Here is a 20,080-nt window from a genome sequence, read left to right on the forward strand (position 1 = left end):
CTCCTGACATCGCGCACCTATCCTGATGACGGGACTCTTCCTTTAGTTGTTCACCGGCAGGCATGATCCCAACCGATCTTCCATGGCACAACTGACATCTTGTTGTCTCTTTTGACACATTCCACCCGCATGAGATTGGCCCATCTCCTTATTCGGCCATTGCTTTTAATTACTGTATGCAATAAGGAAAAATTTTCCCATTTGGATTTTTAGGGGTTTGAGGGCGAAAACGGATTTAGGAACGGGAAGAGTTTGGATGATCGAACTGTATCGGGTCCTTGATTGCCAACAAACCGGGCGGGGTCTGGTTCATAAAGAAAAGGAAAAAAACTTGAGGGGAAAATGAGGCCAGCCTGAAAAATATTTTTGGGGGGTGCCATGGTGGTCACAATATGACGGTATAAGAAATTAGGAGAAGTTGTTGTGTATTGTTTCACCGCTGGACAGGAATGAAATAAATAAAAAAATGTCCGAAACTTAATCTTGACAATAGAAAGGCCGAGAAACAGAACTGGAAGGTTCCAAAGGGGTAGTTCTGGTTTCTATTGTGCATAAAAATGCTCAAAAGACCAGGAAGGAAAGACGGACTTGAATTGCGGAGAATTCGGCGTGCGGGTCAACGCAGTCATTCGGGTGGTGACTATCTCCAGGCAAGTTTTTGGATTCAGGGGATCTGTACACAAATAAATTTTATCGGTTGGATCGTTTATCCTTTTTCTATGGCAGTCCACATTCAAAAATATCTGGTCGGTGTGGTGGTGATGGGCTTGGCCCTGATTGACTCGGGCTGTGCCGTCATGCCGACTCCACTCACCCAGGACGAAATTCAACAGCGGGTCCAAGAGGACCTGGCCCAACTCACACAATTTCAGGAACCCGTGGCTCGCCCCATCACGCTGTATGAAGCGATGGCGCGGGCGTTGAAATATAATTTGGAAACGCGGGTCCAGGGATTAAAGGAAATGGTCACGCATCGGCAACTGGATCTGGCGCATTACGATATGCTGCCAAAAGTGGTGGCTGATGCGGCCTATAATGGACGCAGTAATTTTGCGGGAGCGAGCAGTCAGTCGTTAGAAACGGGCCAGCAATCACTCGTGAGTTCCACCTCATCTGATAAAAATATTTACACGGCCAATTTAGCCTTAAGCTGGGATGTGCTGGATTTCGGATTGTCCTATGTGCGGGCCGAACAAGCTGCTGACGACGTGCTCATTGCGGAAGAAGATAAGCGCCGAATTGCCAATCGGGTTATACAAGAGGTCCGTTCAGCCTTTTGGAAGGCCGTGGGAGCGGAACGGGCGTTGGGTCGCCTGGCGTTCCTTCAGGATTGGGTGACGCAAGCGCTGGGGGAAGTCCATCTGATCCGGGAACGAGCCTTGGCGGATCCACTCACTTCACTACAATATGAACGAGAACTTCTGAGCGCGCAACGGGAAATTCAACAGCTCTATCAGGAATTATCGCTATCCAGAATTCACCTGGCCGAACTCATGAACTTGAATCCAGGTGAGCCCTATGAACTGGCCGTGCCGGACCATCCGCCCCTTGTGTCGAAGGTCGATGAGAAACTGGAAGATTTGGAATACCGGGCACTCATGAATCGTCCGGAACTGCGAAAGGTCGACTATCAAAAACGCATTAACGCCAAAGAAACCAAAGCCGCCATCCTGGAATTGCTCCCGAATCTCAATGTGTATATGGGGGGCAATTACGATAGCAACAATTTTCTGTTTCATAACAATTGGCTGAATTACGGAGCCAAAGTCAGCTGGAATCTGTTGAATGTATTCCGGCATCCCGTCCGCTTGCAGGTGATTGACGCCCAGGAGAAGGTGTTGGACATGCAAAGTCTGGCGTTGACGATGGCTCTGATGAGTCAAGTCCATGTGTCGGTGGCGCAATATCATGCGGCGATGAAAGATGCTGCCACGGGGAAGCGCTACCTCGACACTCAAATGGCCATTGCCGACCAGGTCCAACGTGCCTGGTCCCTTAACCGGCTCAGTGAACATCTGGTCATCCGGGAAAAGATGCAAGGCCTGGTTGCCGAATTACGGTATGAATCGGCACTGGCCAAATTGGAAATGGCCTATGCCAATGTGTTAGCCGCGATCGGAGAAGACCCCTTCCCCACGAACATCACTGGAGACGGTGTCGAAGAATTGGCCGTGGCCTTGCAAGAACGTTGGGAATGGCTGGAACGCCCCGAGGTCTTTGCGCAGGTTCATCCAACTGACGCTCAACCCCAAGCAACAAACACTCAATCCCAAGGGGCCGAGCCTCAACCCCAAGAGACGGTCGGTCAATTTCAAGAGGCTGACGCGCTACCACCAGAGCCTGAGCCCCAACCCCAAGAGACTGGCGTGCAACCTCAAGAGACTAGCGTGCAACCTCAAGAGACTATCGCGCAATCCCAAGAGACAACCACTCAACCCCAAGAGAGAGTTAATCCATGATACATCGACACCCTATCACAATTCTGTATTTGGTCCTGAATCTGATCATGCTGACTTCAGGCGTCAGTCTGGCAAAAGGCGGAGGACGCAGTAGTTTGCCCTCATCGGATCTTCAGACGATTCGGGGCATCGTGAAACCTGTCGTTGAGGCGGTGCTTGCCAGTGAAATCCAGGCGTTAGTGAAGCGGATGCCGTTTCGAGACGGAGACGGATTTCATAAGGGAGACCTCCTCGTTGAATTTGATTGTGCCAAATACCGGGCGGAATTGTCGGCGGCCCAAGCTGATTTAGATGCCAGACAAAAAACGGTCATCAATAACGAGGAGCTGGCCACTCTTCACGGGATTGGCCGGTTGGAAGTGGACATCTCGCAGGCCGAATTGAAAAAGGCCCAGGCGGTTCTCACAAGAGCACAAGTGATTGTTCAAGGTTGCCGGATTCCTGCCCCTTTTGCCGGACATGTGGTCAAGACCTTGGTCCACCCTTATGAAAGTGTGAATCCGTACGATGATCTCGTGAGTATTGTCAGTAATCAGGATCTGGATATTGAATTGATTCTCCCGTCGTCTTCGCTGCGGTGGATCGCCAAGAACAGTCCTTTTTCATTTAGTATCGATGAGACTCAAAAGGACTATCCGGCGGAAGTGGTGGAAATTGGTCCTCGTGTTGATCCTGTGAGTCAAACCATTCGGGTCTTTGGCCGATTTCACAAACATCCCACAGGTGTCTTAGCCGGTATGAGTGGAAGCGCAAAATTTCCGGAAGGCACGTTTCCCACTCAATCAACATTTTCCCCAAGCACGAAGCCTGCAGCCTCACCGACATCCACGAGTAAACAGACTGCCAAACATTAACTCCTTCCCGGATCGACCTCTCTGTTGATCCAAAGGAGGGAAACGAGCGTGGTGCAAACAGCAACCCAGACAGAGTCCCCTTCGCGAGGGAGCGGGAAGGAATTCAGACCCTCCTCCGGTCTGGCCGGCGCCCCTTCCATCGCTTCCAAAAACAAAACGGAAAAAGATTCCAGTATTTTTCTGGCGCTGCTTCAACTGGAAAGTCAGGTCCGCAAGGCTCAAACGGTAAAAGAACTCTGTTTTCTTCTGGCCAATGAGACCAGACGTCTCGTGGACTTTCGACAGGCCTGTATTTTTTCCATCACGCCGAAGGGGCGGATGCGGGGAAGGGTGGAAGCGGTGTCCAGTGTGGCCGTGGTTGACCGCAATGCGCCGATGATCACTTGGATTGAACGCGTCATTTCCGAATTATGGGGACAAGGAAGCCTCAAAGATCCCGGTCCTCTCTCCTTCACTCATTGTTCGACAGAACTCCAACGTGATTGGAAGTCCTTTGCATTTCCGCATGTCCTCTGGTGTCCCTTAATCTGCGCGGATCAGCAGGTGATTGGTGGTCTGTGGTTGACCAGGGAGATACCCTGGCAAGACGGGGAAGTGCAATTGATCCGGCGGTTTGCCGAAACGGTGGCTCATGCCTGGCAGGCGCTTGGGGGCACGAAACGGAGAGTGAAAAACTGGAAGGTTCTCAAGAACTGGCTATGGGGAGTGCTGGTGGTCGTGATGGCGGCCATGTGGCTGCCCGTGCGATTGTCCACGCTGGCTCCGGTGGAAGTGGTGCCGCGGGATCCCTCCGTGGTGACGGCCCCATTGGATGGGGTGCTGGGAGAAATCCTTGTCCATCCGAATACCCTGGTTCAGACGGGGCAAACCCTCTTTCGCTATGAGGACACCACATTCCGGAATCAATTTGAAGTGGCGGAAAAGAATCTGTCTGTCACCTGGATGGAGTATCGCAAAGTGTCGCAGGGTGCATTTGTCGACCATGACACCGGTGCGGGCATGCCCGTGCAAGCCTCGGAAGTCCGGCTGAAAGAAGCCGAGCGGGATTACGCCTGGGATATGTTACAGCAGGTGGAGGTCAAAGCTCCCCGGGCGGGCATTGTGATTTTCACGGATAAATCCGAATGGATCGGCAAGCCGGTGGTGGTGGGCGAACGCATTATGGAAGTGGCCGATCCCCAGGAGTTTGAATTGAAAATTGATCTACCGGTGGAAGACGCGATCGTGTTACGGGAAGGCGCCCAGGTTGAGGTGTTTTTGAATGCCAATCCCTTACGAGCTATACCTGCCCAATTACTCCATGCCAGTTACCATGCGAGTATTCTCCCGACCAATGTCCTGGCCTATCGGGTGGAAGCCGCGTTCATGGACCCGCCTGAAGATATTCGAATCGGCTGGCAAGGCACCGCCAAAATCTATGGGGAACCGGTCACCCTCTTTTTCCATCTCTTCCGGCGTCCCCTCGGAGTTCTTCGACAAACGCTAGGTTTCTAAATGGGTCAGCCAAAGCCTCAAGAAGACGTTCCCCTTCCTCCCTTGCGCGAAGATCTTCAGATCCTGCCCGGTACCCCCACGCCGGATGGCGTCCCCACCTGGACGATCGTGGATACGGTTCGAAATCAATTTTTCCAAATTGAATGGTCCGCGTTCCAACTGCTTTCACATTGGCAGGCGGGAACGGCCCAGGGATTGGTGGATCTGGTGACCCGAACCACCTCGGCCAAGGTCTCAACCGGAAATGTGATGGAGTTGGTCCAGTTTCTCTATCGAAACAATTTAACCCGGGATTCCTTAGCCGGTGGAAGTCAGGGGTTCTTGGGGCAGGCCGAACAGGCGAAACAACATTGGCTGCTGAGAGTGCTCCATAACTATTTATTTTTCAGAATTCCCCTATGTAATCCAAACCGGTTCTTACGGACAACGCTTCCGTTCGTCACTCCGCTGTTTAGTCGCTGGGCCTTATGGGGTGTGGTCATCCTGGGTGTGATCGGGTGTGTGGGGGTCGTGCGGCAGTGGGAATCGTTTGCCAATGTGTTTTTATACTTTTTTACGTTTCAAGGGATGACCGGTTATATCATCGGGTTGGTGGCCATAAAAATATTGCATGAACTGGGGCATGCCTATACCGCCGTTCGATACGGGTGCCGGGTCCCCACGATGGGCCTCGGATTTCTCATTATGGTGCCTGTCCTCTATACCGACACGACCGATTCCTGGCGGCTCACGGTCCGGAAGCAACGCGCGGCCATTGCCGCGGCGGGAATGGTGGTTGAACTCAGTGTGGCGATGCTCGCGACCTTTTTGTGGAACTTCTGTCCTGATGGCATTGTCAAAAGTATGCTCTTTGTGTTGGCGACCACCAGTTGGGTGACCGGGCTGCTGATCAATTTGAATCCGCTGCTCCGGTTTGACGGCTACTATGTCCTCTCCGATTGGCTGGGCGTCCCGAATTTACAATCACGGTCCTTCGGGTTTGGTCGTTGGAAATTACGGGAATGGTTATTTGCCTGGGGAGATGCTCCTCCGGAACACATGCCCCCGCAACGGCAATCGGTGCTGATCGCCTATGCGTGGGCGGTGTGGGTCTACCGGGCCGTCGTGTTTGTCGGCATTGCGGTCCTGGTGTATTACTTTTTTTTCAAGGTTTTGGGGGTCATTCTCTTTCTCGTGGAAATAGGCTGGTTCCTGGCATGGCCGGTCTATGAGGAACTGCAGGTTTGGTGGACACGTCGAACCGCAGTCGTGAAATCCTGGCGGGGGCGGGGAGTGGGGGTCGTGCTCATGGGGTGTGTGCTGGTGAGTGTGATGCCCTTGGATACGACAGTGGAGATTCCGGCGATTCTTGAGGCTCCGGAACGTATGATTCTGTTTCCACCGGCTCCGGCAATGGTGGTGGAGGTGTTGGTTGAGGAGGGAGATCTGGTGGAACCCGGTCAAACGCTTTTGATCTTACAGTCGCCACAGGTGGAACATCAGATTGACATTATCGGACATCGCATTGCGGCGTTAGAATTGCGCGCAGAACGGGAAGTCGCCTATCAGGATGATCGTGATGATCATCTGGTAATTTGGGAGACGCTGGTGGGTGAACGAAAAGCGTTGGCCGGCCTGGTTACGCTCCGGGAGCAATTGATCTTGCGTGCTCCGTTCTCCGGCGTGGTGACGGATCTGGCATCTTCACTCCATCCAGGGCTGTGGGTGAATACCGATATGGCGATGGCGCATGTGATTGGGGAACATCCATCCGTGATGCTGGCCCTCGCCACGGAAAAAGAAAAAGCCCGGCTCACGGTGGGGAATGAAGGATGGTTTTATCCGGACGACCCTACGCGACATGTCCGACAGGGGCAGCTTCGGGACCTTCGTCATGTGGACGAATCGGAAATGGCGTTGCCGTATTTAGCCTCCACCTATTCCGGAGGCGTTCCAGTGCGCCAGGATGCACGAGGCAGATTGATTCCCGAGCATTCCGTGTACCGGGTGGAACTGGATGTGACGGACAAGGAACCATCCTGGAATCAGGTTGTGCGAGGGGTGGTCCATGTGAGGGGAAATGGTCAAAGTGTGATGGGGCATCTTTGGGCACGTGCGGCATCCATTATCATTCGGGAAAGCGGGGCCTGATTCCCAACAGGTTTTACGGGAGCAGATATCGCATCGAGTACGGACCGGATCGGTCACGCCAGTGAATATGTCAACCGGGAACTAGAAGTCAGCGCATGCTTCAATAATCGTCCCCATTTCCCGTAACCCAACCTCCAGTATTATTTCGATATATAAAAGAACGTCCACCAACCTTCCGAAGCCGCGAAATATCCGGCTAAAACCTTTCTTAATCCGCATCAAGAGTCTTTCCCCAAGGTCCGACAAAGGATAGGGGAGCACCTCCTTTTGAGGAAACCACTCCGTTGATGAATGCCCTATGGGGTTTGAGGGCTTTTCGAACGGTTTGTGACCCGAGATTATTCGTCTTCAGATTTTTTGTATGAATGAATATCGACACATGAAACATCTGCTCTGCAAGCCCGCAACACTGGAAGCCGGGACAGCCCCCAAGAAGGGGAACTCTGCCACGCACAAGAAGCGGAAGCTGACTCAACCCCCAACACCTCCCACGGCGGGATTGACCGGGACTTTTATTGCCTTAGAGCCCCGGATCTTATTCGATGGAGCTGCCCTCGCCACGGGAGCGGAAGTCGTTCAAGACACTACCACCCAGGATCAACCGGGTGTTCCCGACCCCCAGGGCGAAACATCCACGGATTCAACTCATACGGATTCTGCTGATCAGGACACCCTCTGGACGTCCGGTCTTTCCCCTTCTGCACCCTCCGATCGCAAAGAAATCGTCTTTATCGATACGCGTGTAGAACATTACCAGACGCTTATGGACGGTATTGATCCTGCCGCGGAAGTCATTCTTCTGGATGCGAGACGGGACGGGATCGAACAAATTGCGGAAGCACTTAAGGGCCGAAGTGATATCGATGCGGTCCATCTCATCGGGGAAGGCACCGAGGCCGAGTTGTATTTGGGCACGGCCTTTCTCACGAACGATTCGATCAGCGATCAGTATGCGGCGCTGCTTAGTCAGATTGGCCAGAGTCTGTCTGCCGAGGCCGATCTGTTGATCTACGGCTGTAACTTTGGCCGCGGTCAGGCCGGCCTATCCGCGATGCAAGCCTTAGCCGACCTCACAGGAGCGGATATCGCCGCGAGCACGGACCGCACCGGGCACGTCAGCGAATATGCCAACTGGCAACTGGAAGTCTCTACGGGATTTATTGAAACGTCTATCATGATTGGTCAGGCCACCCAGGACACCTGGGAGGGAGTCTTGGCTACCTATACCGTCACCAATACGAACAATTCCGGAGCGGGCTCTCTGCGCCAGGCGATTCTGGATGCCAATGGCAACCCGGGTACAGACACCATCTCATTCAATATCGCCCTGACTGACCCAAATCACTTGTACTACCGCGACAATGGGGTAGGCGGAACCTTTGGGGCGCCTGTGGCCACGACGCTCTCGGATGCGGCGATTACTGACTTCGATGCCGACTACATGGCTGGTACGGCGCGGTCCTGGTACCGCATCACGCTCAGCGGTTCCGACCTCAACGTGACGCAGGGGGTCATCATTGACGGCAGTACGCAGGCGGGCTATGACGCCGCGAAGGGCCCCATCATCGAACTCAATGCCGCTGGCGTAGCCTCCGGGGATCCGAACGGGCTCACGCTGACGACCGGCGCCTCGACTGTGCGAGGCCTCGTCATCAACCTCGCGGGCGACGACGCCATCGAGATCGATGTCAACGCCGGGGGCTCGACCATCGTGGGCAACTACCTCGGCACGGACGTCAGTGGGTTGCAGACGACGTTCGGCAACCGCTACGGGATCACCGTCAAGAGCGACGACAATACGATCGGTGGCACGACGGCTGCTGACCGCAACATCATCGCAGGGAACTCTACAGGCGGTGACAGTTTCGGAATTGGATTCTGGCAGAACGCCGATAGCAACGTCGTTCAAGGAAACTATATCGGCGTCGGTGCCGACGGCACGACGGCGATGGGTAATCGCCAGGGTATCACCTTTCAGAATACGGCCCACGACAACATGATTGGTGGCGAGGGGATCGATGAGGGCAACATCATTGCCAATAATTCGATGAACGGCGTGGATGTGATCGCGGGCACCGGCAACGCGATTGTCCGCAACTCGATCTACTCGAACACGCTGCTGGGCATCAACCTGGGAACGGCGGGCATCACCGCAAATGACAGCGGTGACGGAGACAGTGGGGCGAACAATCTGCAAAATTTTCCCGTACTGACCCGAGCAGTTACTGATAGCACGGGGATGATCTCAATTGATGGGACGCTCAATAGCACCGCCAGTACTAACTTCCGTATCGAGTTTTTCAGAAACACGACTGGCGATGCCTCGGGGAATGGGGAAGGAGAGACCTATCTGGGCTTTACCGAGGTCACGACCAATGGAAGTGGTAATGCAACATTTAATGTCACGTTGAGTGCCATCGTATCTTCTGGAAATGCTATTTGTGCAACCGCCACGGTCAAGATAGGAGCCTCCACATACCGCGACACATCAGAATTCGCCCTCAACGTGGCCGCCACTGCCGGGACACTTACGGTCACCACGACGAATGATGTAAGCAATGGAGATACCTCATCTGTCGCAGCACTGATTGCCAGTGATGGCGGAGATGGAATCTCTCTGCGGGAGGCCATCACTGCTGCCAATAACACCGCTGGCACCGATACCATTGCATTTAATATTTCAGGTTCTGGCCCCCATACCATAAATGTACTGTCTGCGCTACCGACCATTTCCGATGCAGTCCTTATTGATGGCTGGAGCGAACCCGATTTTTCCGGCACACCGGTCATTGAACTCAATGGCACCTCGGCCGGTGGTGGGGTACATGGGCTGACGATCTCCACGGGATCAGGCAGTACAATCCGTGGACTCGTGATCAACCGTTTTGGCAGTGATGCACTCAATATCGACGCGGACAACGTGACCATCGTCGGTAATTATCTCGGCACCGACGTGACTGGAACTGTGGACCTTGGTAATGGCGATGACGGCATTGATTACGACGGAAATAACGGAATCATCGGGGGTCTCACAGCGGTGGAGCGCAATATCATTTCTGGAAATACTGGAGACGGGATCAATTTTGGCGGAAGTTCAACTGGTTCAGTTGTTTGGGGAAACTACATCGGGACGGATGTGACGGGTACGCTCGGTGTGGGCAATACCGCGAATGGCATTCTCATCAGCGGGTCAAATAACACGATTGGCGGGGCAACGGCGTTCGCACGCAATATCATCTCCGGTAACGGAGGTCACGGGATTTATCTCAACGGTGCGGGAGCGGACGGCAACACCATTTATGGAAACTACATCGGCACCAATTCTGGCGGCACGGCCGCACTTGGAAACACCGGAGACGGTATCCGCTTAGATACTGGCGCCAGTGCCAACTTCATTGGTGATGGGGCCTCTGGTGTGGGTAACGTCATATCGGCTAACACAGGCTATGGTATCACTCTTATTGGAAGCACCACATCCGCCAATAGCATGACGGCAAACCTGATAGGTCTGAACGCCGCGGGGACCTCGGTTACCGGTTTGTTGAACGGTGAAGATGGAATCTATATTTCTAGTGCTGCGGGTAACACCATTGGCGGGTCAACGGTCAATGCGCGGAACATCATTAACGCGGCGTTTGGTAAAGCGGCAATTGATATCTCCGGTTCCCTTTCCGTTGGCACGATTGTTCGGGGCAATTTCATTGGTACCAATAGTGCCGGTACTACCCGATTGTCCGGTAGTTCGTTTGGTATTTCTGTTGGCTCGAATGCTGTGAATACGGTCATTGGGGGCACGTCCGCCAATGATGCAAATGTTGTGGCGGGCTATGCGGTGACTGGGATCTCTATCGGTGTGAGCAGCACGGGTACCACCATTCAGGGTAACTATATTGGCACCGACGTGTCCGGCACGCTTGACCTCACCACAGGCCTGTATGGCATTTCTGTTCAGAACGGGTTAACCAATACATTGATTGGCGGCGTCGTCGCCGGGGCCGGGAATACCATTGCGTTCCAAGGGAGCAATGGTATTCATGCCTTTGCCTCCGCAGGGACTGGTATCGCGATTCTGGGCAATGAGATGTATGGGAATAACGGTCTCGGCATCGATCTGAATGCGGACGGGGTGACAGCGAACGATGTGGGTGATGGAGACACCGGCCCCAACAATCTTCAGAATTTCCCGGTCTTAACCTCGGCCAACACCGATGGGGCAGCGAACGTTTATGTGGCCGGCACACTCAATAGCACCGCCACCACTAACTATCGCATTGAATTTTTTGCCAGTACCACACCAGATGGAAGCGGGTATGGAGAGGGTGAAGTCTATATTGGTTTTATCAACGTCACCACCGATGGCAGCGGGAATGTGAACTTTTTTCAAAATTTGACTGCGGCCGTTTCAGCAGGTACGTCCATTACTGCCACCGCGACCGTGGATCTGGGCGGGGGCAACTATGGCGATACTTCAGAATTCGGAGCCAACATCATCGCCTTGAATATGTCCACGTTGGTGGTTGATACGACGAGCGACGTGTTGGATGGAAACACCTCATCGATTTCTAACTTACTCTCTAATCGTGGAGCAGATAACCAGATCTCGCTACGCGAAGCGATTACCGCTGTGAATAACACCGCGGGGACGGACACGATTCATTTCAATATTCTGGATGTCTTGGTCGGTGGCGCCCATACCATTCAAGTCGGTAATCCGGGGGATGGGAGTAACGGTGCACTGCCGGATATCACCGGTGTTGTCATCATCGATGGGACGGCGGAACCGGATTTTGGTAGTACGCCAATTATTGAACTGAATGGAACAAGTGCAGGTGCCGTCGATGGCTTGCGGCTCATCACCGGGAGTGATGGAAGTACGATTCGAGGGTTGGTGATTAATCAGTTTAGCTCACAAGGAATTGAAATTAATAATTCTGATGGCAACACGATTGCGGGCAATTATATTGGCACGGATGTGACCGGCACGGTGGACCTGGGAAATGGTAGCGCGGGACTGTACATCTTCAGTGCGCAGAACACCATCATTGGTGGCACGATCGCGGCGGATCGCAATCTGATTTCCGGCAATCAAGGCAGTGGGATCTTGCGACAAGGATCGAATGGCGGCAATGTCATTCAAGGCAATTATATTGGCACCGATGCCACGGGGACCCTAGATTTAGGCAATACACAAAATGGGATTGCCTTTTCAGGGTCAGGGACTGACACCATCGGTGGGGCTTTGGCTGGCGCCGGAAATGTGATCTCCGGGAATACGATGACCGGCATCTCCATTGGTGCGGGTGCCGACGGCGTCACAATCCAAGGCAATTTTATCGGTACCAATGCCGCCGGTACCGGAGCTCTTGCCAACAGCAGTGATGGGATTTCGGTCAATGCCAACAATACACAAATTGGTGGCTCCACCGTCCTTGCGCGGAATGTGATTTCTGGAAACACGAGTGACGGCATCGAACTCTCAGGTGATAACAACATTGTGGAAGGAAATTATATTGGGTTGGATGGCACCGGCATGGTGGCTTTAGGAAATAGTGGCCATGGTGTGTGGATAACGAGCGGGGCGATTTCTAATGTCGTTGGCGGCAATATGGCTGGTGCCAAGAACTACATTAGTGGCAATTCGGGATCAGGGGTCTTCATGGATGCGGGTGCGGGTTTCAATACTATTTCCGGGAACACGATCGGTTTAGCGGTCGATGGGCTAACAGATCGCGGGAACGTTGGGCACGGGGTATTCACAAACACCGGCAATAACACGATCGGTGGCACGACAATCAATGAGCGTAATGTGATTGGTGGCAACGCGGGCGATGGAATCCATATTGCCACTGGTGGAGATACGAATACCATCATAGGAAATTACATTGGTCTCGATGAAGGCGGGACTCTCGATAGAGGTAATGATGGTGATGGCATTTACCTTGCGTCAGAAGACAACCTGATTGGTGGCACGACGACGGCGGAACGAAATGTCATCTCCGGCAATACCTTGGCTGGTGTGTACCTGACAGGGGCGACAGTCAGTCCAAACACCCTGAGTGGAAACTATATCGGTACCAACTGGGACGGTTCGGCTGCTGTCGCTAACTCCATAGGCATCACGGTCGAAAACGGTACCAACAACATCATTGGTGGTCTGGTCGCAGGTGCGGGAAATCTCATTTCTGGTAATAACGTACATGGCATCTACCTGAATGGTGGAGGTACCACCGGTACCCAAATTTATCGCAACACTATCGGCACGAATGCTGCGGTTAATGCCAAGTTGGCCAACGGATTCGACGGGATTCGAATTGAAGGTGGTGCGGGAACCGCCATGATTGGAGATGGTCTTGGCAATGGAAACGTAATTGCTGGAAATTCACAACGCGGAATCAGCCTCACCTCGGGCAACAGCAACAACATCATTCAAGGGAACTACATCGGCACAAATTTACTGGGCGCAAGCAATCTTGGCAATACCATGAGCGGTATTGAAATTGGTAATTTCGTGTCATCTCATAACCTGGTGGGCGGCACCACTGCCGGCCAAGGAAATGTGATCGCTTATAACGATGACGGGATCATTGTGATATCAGGGACCGGGGACTCCATTGGAAACTCTATCCTAGGCAATTCGATACACTCCAACTTAGGCCTCGGAGTTAATCTTGTTGATGCCGGTGACCTGATTAACGGGATTACCGCCAATGATGTGGGAGACGGTGACACAGGTTCGAACAACCTTCAAAACTATCCGGTGTTGACAAGTGTGACGACAACGGGCACACAGGTCACGATCAACGGCACATTGAACAGTTCAGCAAGTACCACGTATCGAATAGAAATTTTTGCGAGTGTCATTGCCGATGGGACAGCCTATGGCGAAGCTGAACGCTATCTAGGCTCTGCCACGGTAACCACCGATGGCAGTGGCAATGGCACCATTAGTTCAGTGCTTCCGGCTGTGGTGGCTGGTGGCGAGTTTGTGACCGCGACCGCGACGGTTATTGATAATGTCGGGCAGGTCGGCATTGACGATGCGCTGGCCTATGGAGATACCTCCGAGTTCGCGCAGAATGTGGTAGCTAATACGGCGCCGGTCAACACGGTGCCGGGGTCGCAGGTGGTGGACGAAGATACCGCGCTCACTATCACGGGCCTCTCAGTGACGGATGTGGACGGCAACTTGAGTACGGTGCAGTTGGCGGTGACGCAAGGGACGGTGACGGTGATGGTAAGTGGGGCGGCGACGATCAGTGCGGGGGCCAATGGCACGAGTACGCTGACGCTCTCGGGTAGCCAGACCGACATCAATGCGACCTTAGCCTCCGTGAGCTATCAAGGCAATTTGAACTACACCGGGGCGGACACGCTGACGGTGACCAGTACCGATGGGAACAGTGCGACGGATGTGGATGGGGTGGGCATTACGGTGACGGCGGTCAATGATGTGCCGGTCCTCACCAACTTGAGTGGCGACACGCTGGCATACACGGAAGGGGACGGGGCGCAAGTCATCGAGCAGGGGAGCAATGCGGCGGTGACGGATGTGGACTCGGCGGACTTGGACACGGGGACGTTGACGGTCTCCTTCCAAGCGGGCAGTGACAGTGCGGAGGATGTGCTGGCCATTCGCGATCAGGGCACGGGGGCGGGGCAGATTGGCGTCAGCGGCAGTACCGTCACCTATCAAGGCGTGACCATCGGCACCGTGACCGGCGGCAGTGGGGGCACCGACCTGGTCATCACGTTGAATGCCAATGCCGAGGCGACGGCGGCGGGGGCGCTGGTGCAGAACATCACCTATGAGAACACGGACACGGCCAACCCGACATTGGGCAGCCGGACGGTGCGGTATGTGCTGACCGATGGCGATGGGGGCACGAGTGCCAACTACGACACGACGGTGACGATGGCCGCGGTCAATGATGTGCCGGTCCTCACCAACTTGAGTGGCGACACGCTGGCATACACGGAAGGGGACGGGGCGCAAGTCATCGAGCAGGGGAGCAATGCGGCGGTGACGGATGTGGACTCGGCGGACTTGGACACGGGGACGTTGACGGTCTCCTTCCAAGCGGGCAGTGACAGTGCGGAGGATGTGCTGGCCATTCGCGATCAGGGCACGGGGGCGGGGCAGATTGGCGTCAGCGGCAGTACCGTCACCTATCAAGGCGTGACCATCGGCACCGTGACCGGCGGCAGTGGGGGCACCGACCTGGTCATCACGTTGAATGCCAATGCCGAGGCGACGGCGGCGGGGGCGCTGGTGCAGAACATCACCTATGAGAACACGGACACGGCCAACCCGACATTGGGCAGCCGGACGGTGCGGTATGTGCTGACCGATGGCGATGGGGGCACGAGTGCCAACTACGACACGACGGTGACGATGGCCGCGGTCAATGATGTGCCGGTCCTCACCAACTTGAGTGGCGACACGCTGGCATACACGGAAGGGGACGGGGCGCAAGTCATCGAGCAGGGGAGCAATGCGGCGGTGACGGATGTGGACTCGGCGGACTTGGACACGGGGACGTTGACGGTCTCCTTCCAAGCGGGCAGTGACAGTGCGGAGGATGTGCTGGCCATTCGCGATCAGGGCACGGGGGCGGGGCAGATTGGCGTCAGCGGCAGTACCGTCACCTATCAAGGCGTGACCATCGGCACCGTGACCGGCGGCAGTGGGGGCACCGACCTGGTCATCACGTTGAATGCCAATGCCGAGGCGACGGCGGCGGGGGCGCTGGTGCAGAACATCACCTATGAGAACACGGACACGGCCAACCCGACATTGGGCAGCCGGACGGTGCGGTATGTGCTGACCGATGGCGATGGGGGCACGAGTGCCAACTACGACACGACGGTGACGATGGCCGCGGTCAATGATGTGCCGGTCCTCACCAACTTGAGTGGCGACACGCTGGCATACACGGAAGGGGACGGGGCGCAAGTCATCGAGCAGGGGAGCAATGCGGCGGTGACGGATGTGGACTCGGCGGACTTGGACACGGGGACGTTGACGGTCTCCTTCCAAGCGGGCAGTGACAGTGCGGAGGATGTGCTGGCCATTCGCGATCAGGGCACGGGGGCGGGGCAGATTGGCGTCAGCGGCAGTACCGTCACCTATCAAGGCGTGACCATCGGCACCGTGACCGGCGGCAGTGGGGGCACCGACCTGGTCATCACGTTGAATGCCAATGCCGAGGCGACGGCGGCGGGGGCGCTGGTGCAGAACATCACCTATGAGAACACGGACACGGCCAACCCGACATTGGGCAGCCGGACGGTGCGGTATGTGCTGACCGATGGCGATGGGGGCACGAGTGCCAACTACGACACGACGGTGACGATGGCCGCGGTCAATGATGTGCCGGTCCTCACCAACTTGAGTGGCGACACGCTGGCATACACGGAAGGGGACGGGGCGCAAGTCATCGAGCAGGGGAGCAATGCGGCGGTGACGGATGTGGACTCGGCGGACTTGGACACGGGGACGTTGACGGTCTCCTTCCAAGCGGGCAGTGACAGTGCGGAGGATGTGCTGGCCATTCGCGATCAGGGCACGGGGGCGGGGCAGATTGGCGTCAGCGGCAGTACCGTCACCTATCAAGGCGTGACCATCGGCACCGTGACCGGCGGCAGTGGGGGCACCGACCTGGTCATCACGTTGAATGCCAATGCCGAGGCGACGGCGGCGGGGGCGCTGGTGCAGAACATCACCTATGAGAACACGGACACGGCCAACCCGACATTGGGCAGCCGGACGGTGCGGTATGTGCTGACCGATGGCGATGGGGGCACGAGTGCCAACTACGACACGACGGTGACGATGGCCGCGGTCAATGATGTGCCGGTGAATACGGTGCCGGGGGCGCAGGTGGTGGCCGAAGATACGGCGCTCACGATCACGGGCCTCTCGGTGACGGATGTGGACGGCAACTTGAGTGCGGTGCAGTTGGCGGTCGGGCAAGGGACGGTAACGGTGAGTGGGGCGGCGACGATCAGTGCGGGGGCCAATGGCACGAGTTCGCTGACCCTCTCGGGCAGTGAGGCCGACATCAATGCGACCTTGGCCTCGGTGAGCTATCAAGGCAACCTCAACTATACGGGCGCGGACACGCTGACGGTGACGAGTACGGACGGCAACAGTGCGACGGACGTGGATATGGTGGGCATCACGGTGACGGGGGTCAATGATGCGCCGGTGCTTACCAGTGACGGGGGTGGGCCGACCGCGGCCGTCAATGCACCAGAAAACCAAACGGGCGTGACGACGGTGACCGCGACCGATGTGGATCTGCCGGCGGACACCCTGACCTATACAATCACCGGCGGGGCGGATGCGGCGCGGTTCAGCCTCGATCCCACCAGCGGGGTGTTGACGTTCATCGTCGCCCCCGACATTGATGCACCGACCGATGCGGGTGCCAATAACGTCTATGACGTGGTGGTACAGGTGAGTGACGGCAACGGCGGTGCGGATTCCCAAGCAATCGCCGTGACAGTGACGGATGCCAACGATGTCCCAATAATTACCAGTAACGGCGGGGGGGCGACGGCGGTGGTTAATGTGGCCGAAAACCAAACCTCGGTGACGACGGTGACCGCGACCGATGTGGATGTGCCGGGGGATACATTGACCTTTACGATTTTAGGTGGGGCGGATGCGGCGCGGTTCAGCCTCGATCCCACCAGCGGGGTGTTGACCTTCACGGTGCCCCCAGACTTTGAAACGCCGGCCGACGCCGACGCGAATAATGTCTATGAGGTCACCGTACAGGTGAGTGATGGCAACGGCGGGGTGGATTCTCAAATGATTCAGGTGACCGTCACGGATGTTCAGGAAGGCCTGTCCCAACTGCCTCCACCGCAACCAGGTCCCACGCCCACGCCTGCACCCAGTCCTCCGCCAATTCCGGAGTCGCCACTTGATACCAATACTTCCCCCATGGGTACACCCCAAATCGAGTCTCCGGGTCCCTTTGCTGGTCAATCCTCACCGGGACGGGATCTTTCGCGTCATCCTCATCTTCAGCCGGCTCCAGACTGGAACAGAGTCTTGGAGATTGCCCCGTTCCTGCGCCCAGCGGCTTTTGAAACCACCTCGGAACAAATTCTATCGTACGCTCCGGCACCGGTGCTGCTCTCTCATATCGAACTGGGTCATGAATTTCTTCAACAGTTGAATGCATTTTCCGATCAGTTAGCAGAGACCACCCAACAAACTATCGACGAACGGTCCTTGTTCGTCAAAATGATGGAATATACGGGGCTTGGTGTCTCGGGAGTCCTCGTGGCGTGGCTGGTGAGAAGTGGGACGCTGGTGGCGAGCATGTTGGCTGCGCTCCCGGCCTGGCGCAGCTTTGACCCTATTGCAATTCTGGATATGGATAAACAGGGTCGAGAGAATTTGACGAAAAAGATGAAAGAAGCCGCAGAGAAAGAAGCCTGGGAGCATCAAGGATTGGATCGGATATTAGACCAGAAGAATATCAAATCTCCTCCACCTTTCTCGACTGTTCACCCAGGGTCCTCATGAAACGACTGACACCCATTTTTTGGATGAGTCTGGGTTTGGTATCCCTTACTCTGAGTATCCTCTTAATCTGTGACCTGATGATCGGCCTCATTCCGGACCAAGCCGCTCAAATCTTTTCCTATCGGCAAAAGTATAGCGAAGCCATAGCCGTTCAGTATTCCATTCTGGCGCAGAGGGAGGATGACCAGGCCATCCAGCAGGCCTTGGATCTGTTAGTTGAACGGAATGCGGATATCCAATCAGTGGCCCTGGTCTTGGAAAATGGTGAGATTATGGCCATGGCCGGGCCCCATCGTGCTCTTTGGATCCAGCCATCCGGAGACCGCTCTACGCTCGATCATATTCAGATTCCTATTTTTAACGGGGACCTGCATTGGGGAACGTTACAACTCCGATTTCCTTCTATGGATACTGGGACCTGGACCCATGTCCTTGATAATGCCTGGGTGCGATTCCTTGCCCTGGTCATGGTCTACGGGTTTTTGGGCTATTTTTTGTATATGAAAAGAACGTTGCGGCAACTCGATCCCAGTTCAGTGGTCCCCATGCGGGTGCAGGCCGCGTTTGATGTGTTGGCAGAGGGTGTGGTGTTCCTGGATGGTGATGACCGAATTGTGTTGGCCAATCGAGCCTTTAGTCTCATTGTCGGTGTTGATCCTCATGACCTGATTGGGAGCACACTGGATGGTTTTGAATGGACGTCTCCCGACCCGGTCACCCCGCTGATCACCTACCCTTGGAAGACGGCGCGACAGGACAAAACCTTGAATTTGGATGTGCCCCTGGTTTGGGAGAGGCCAGGGAAAACCGTAAAAAAATTTCGAGTCAATTGCACCCCCATTTTTGGTGCATGCAAACAGGTCCGAGGCATTTTGGTGTCGTTCAATGATGTGACGGTATTGGAAGATACGATTCAGGAGTTAGAGTTGTCAAAAACCGAGCTGGAAAAACTGGCTCACCGAGATCCTTTGACGGGTTGTTGCAACCGGCGAGCCTTTTTCGAAGCGTTTGAAGATCAGTGGGAGCGGGTCCAACGTGACGGGACAGATTTGGTTTGTATTATGGCGGATATCGACCATTTCAAGTCGTATAATGATCGGTTTGGTCATGCGGTGGGGGATCAAGTGATTCAAATCGTGGCGCAAGTGTTATCCACAGCTTTACGTCCTTTGGACATTATTGGCCGGTATGGGGGAGAGGAATTTTGCATTCTCCTGCCTGGGCAGACTTGTGTCGAGGGCATGTTGGTGGCCGGACGGTTACGGGAAAACATTGAACGCTTGGCCAGTACGGCTATTCGCACGACGTCCGGGCAGAAAATTACAATGAGTTTTGGTGTGTCAGCCGCCAGTTTAGGTGCTTCTGATCATTTGGACTTGGTGGCCCAAGCCGACAAAGCCCTATATGTGGCCAAAGGGAATGGGCGGAATCGGGTGGAACAGTGGACGGTTGATGAAGCGGTCGCTAAATCGGCCCAACACGAGAAATGGATGAGTCATTCAGTATCCTAGCTGCAGCGGGGGAGGTAGTCGGATCATATGCAATTTACGGATGATTTTTACTCAAGCTCTAGTCAAAAAAAATGCCCCTCGTAGGTGCAA

Annotated in this window: 6 protein-coding genes; all 6 read left to right on the top strand. The window is 55.0% G+C overall.

The features are described 5' to 3' along the window. Positions 1-593 precede the first annotated feature (593 nt). The 6 genes from PJI16_12370 to PJI16_12395 all read left to right on the top strand — a co-directional run bounded on the left by PJI16_12370 (position 594) and on the right by PJI16_12395 (position 19,990). Positions 594-2,459, top strand: a complete 1,866-nt coding sequence (locus tag PJI16_12370; protein ID MDT3778354.1) for a TolC family protein — start codon at positions 594-596, stop codon at positions 2,457-2,459. Continuing rightward, the gene (locus PJI16_12375) at positions 2,456-3,313 is read left to right on the top strand and encodes an efflux RND transporter periplasmic adaptor subunit (GenBank protein MDT3778355.1); all 858 of its coding nucleotides are present in this window, start codon (positions 2,456-2,458) and stop codon (positions 3,311-3,313) included. The genes PJI16_12370 and PJI16_12375 overlap by 4 nt, the downstream gene beginning before the upstream one ends. A gap of 48 nt (positions 3,314-3,361) precedes the next feature. Then, positions 3,362-4,807 (top strand): HlyD family efflux transporter periplasmic adaptor subunit, encoded by a 1,446-nt coding sequence (locus tag PJI16_12380; protein ID MDT3778356.1) that lies wholly within the window; start codon positions 3,362-3,364, stop codon positions 4,805-4,807. Then, positions 4,808-6,937, top strand: a complete 2,130-nt coding sequence (locus PJI16_12385) for a biotin/lipoyl-binding protein (protein MDT3778357.1) — start codon at positions 4,808-4,810, stop codon at positions 6,935-6,937. A gap of 379 nt (positions 6,938-7,316) precedes the next feature. Continuing rightward, entirely contained in the window at positions 7,317-18,479 is an 11,163-nt protein-coding gene (locus tag PJI16_12390) for a DUF4347 domain-containing protein (protein MDT3778358.1), read from the top strand. Further along, entirely contained in the window at positions 18,476-19,990 is a 1,515-nt protein-coding gene (locus tag PJI16_12395) for a diguanylate cyclase (GenBank protein ID MDT3778359.1), read from the top strand. The genes PJI16_12390 and PJI16_12395 overlap by 4 nt, the downstream gene beginning before the upstream one ends. Positions 19,991-20,080: the final 90 nt, after the last annotated feature.

The organism is Nitrospira sp. MA-1 (assembly GCA_032139905.1).
Lineage (GTDB): Bacteria > Nitrospirota > Nitrospiria > Nitrospirales > UBA8639 > Nitrospira_E.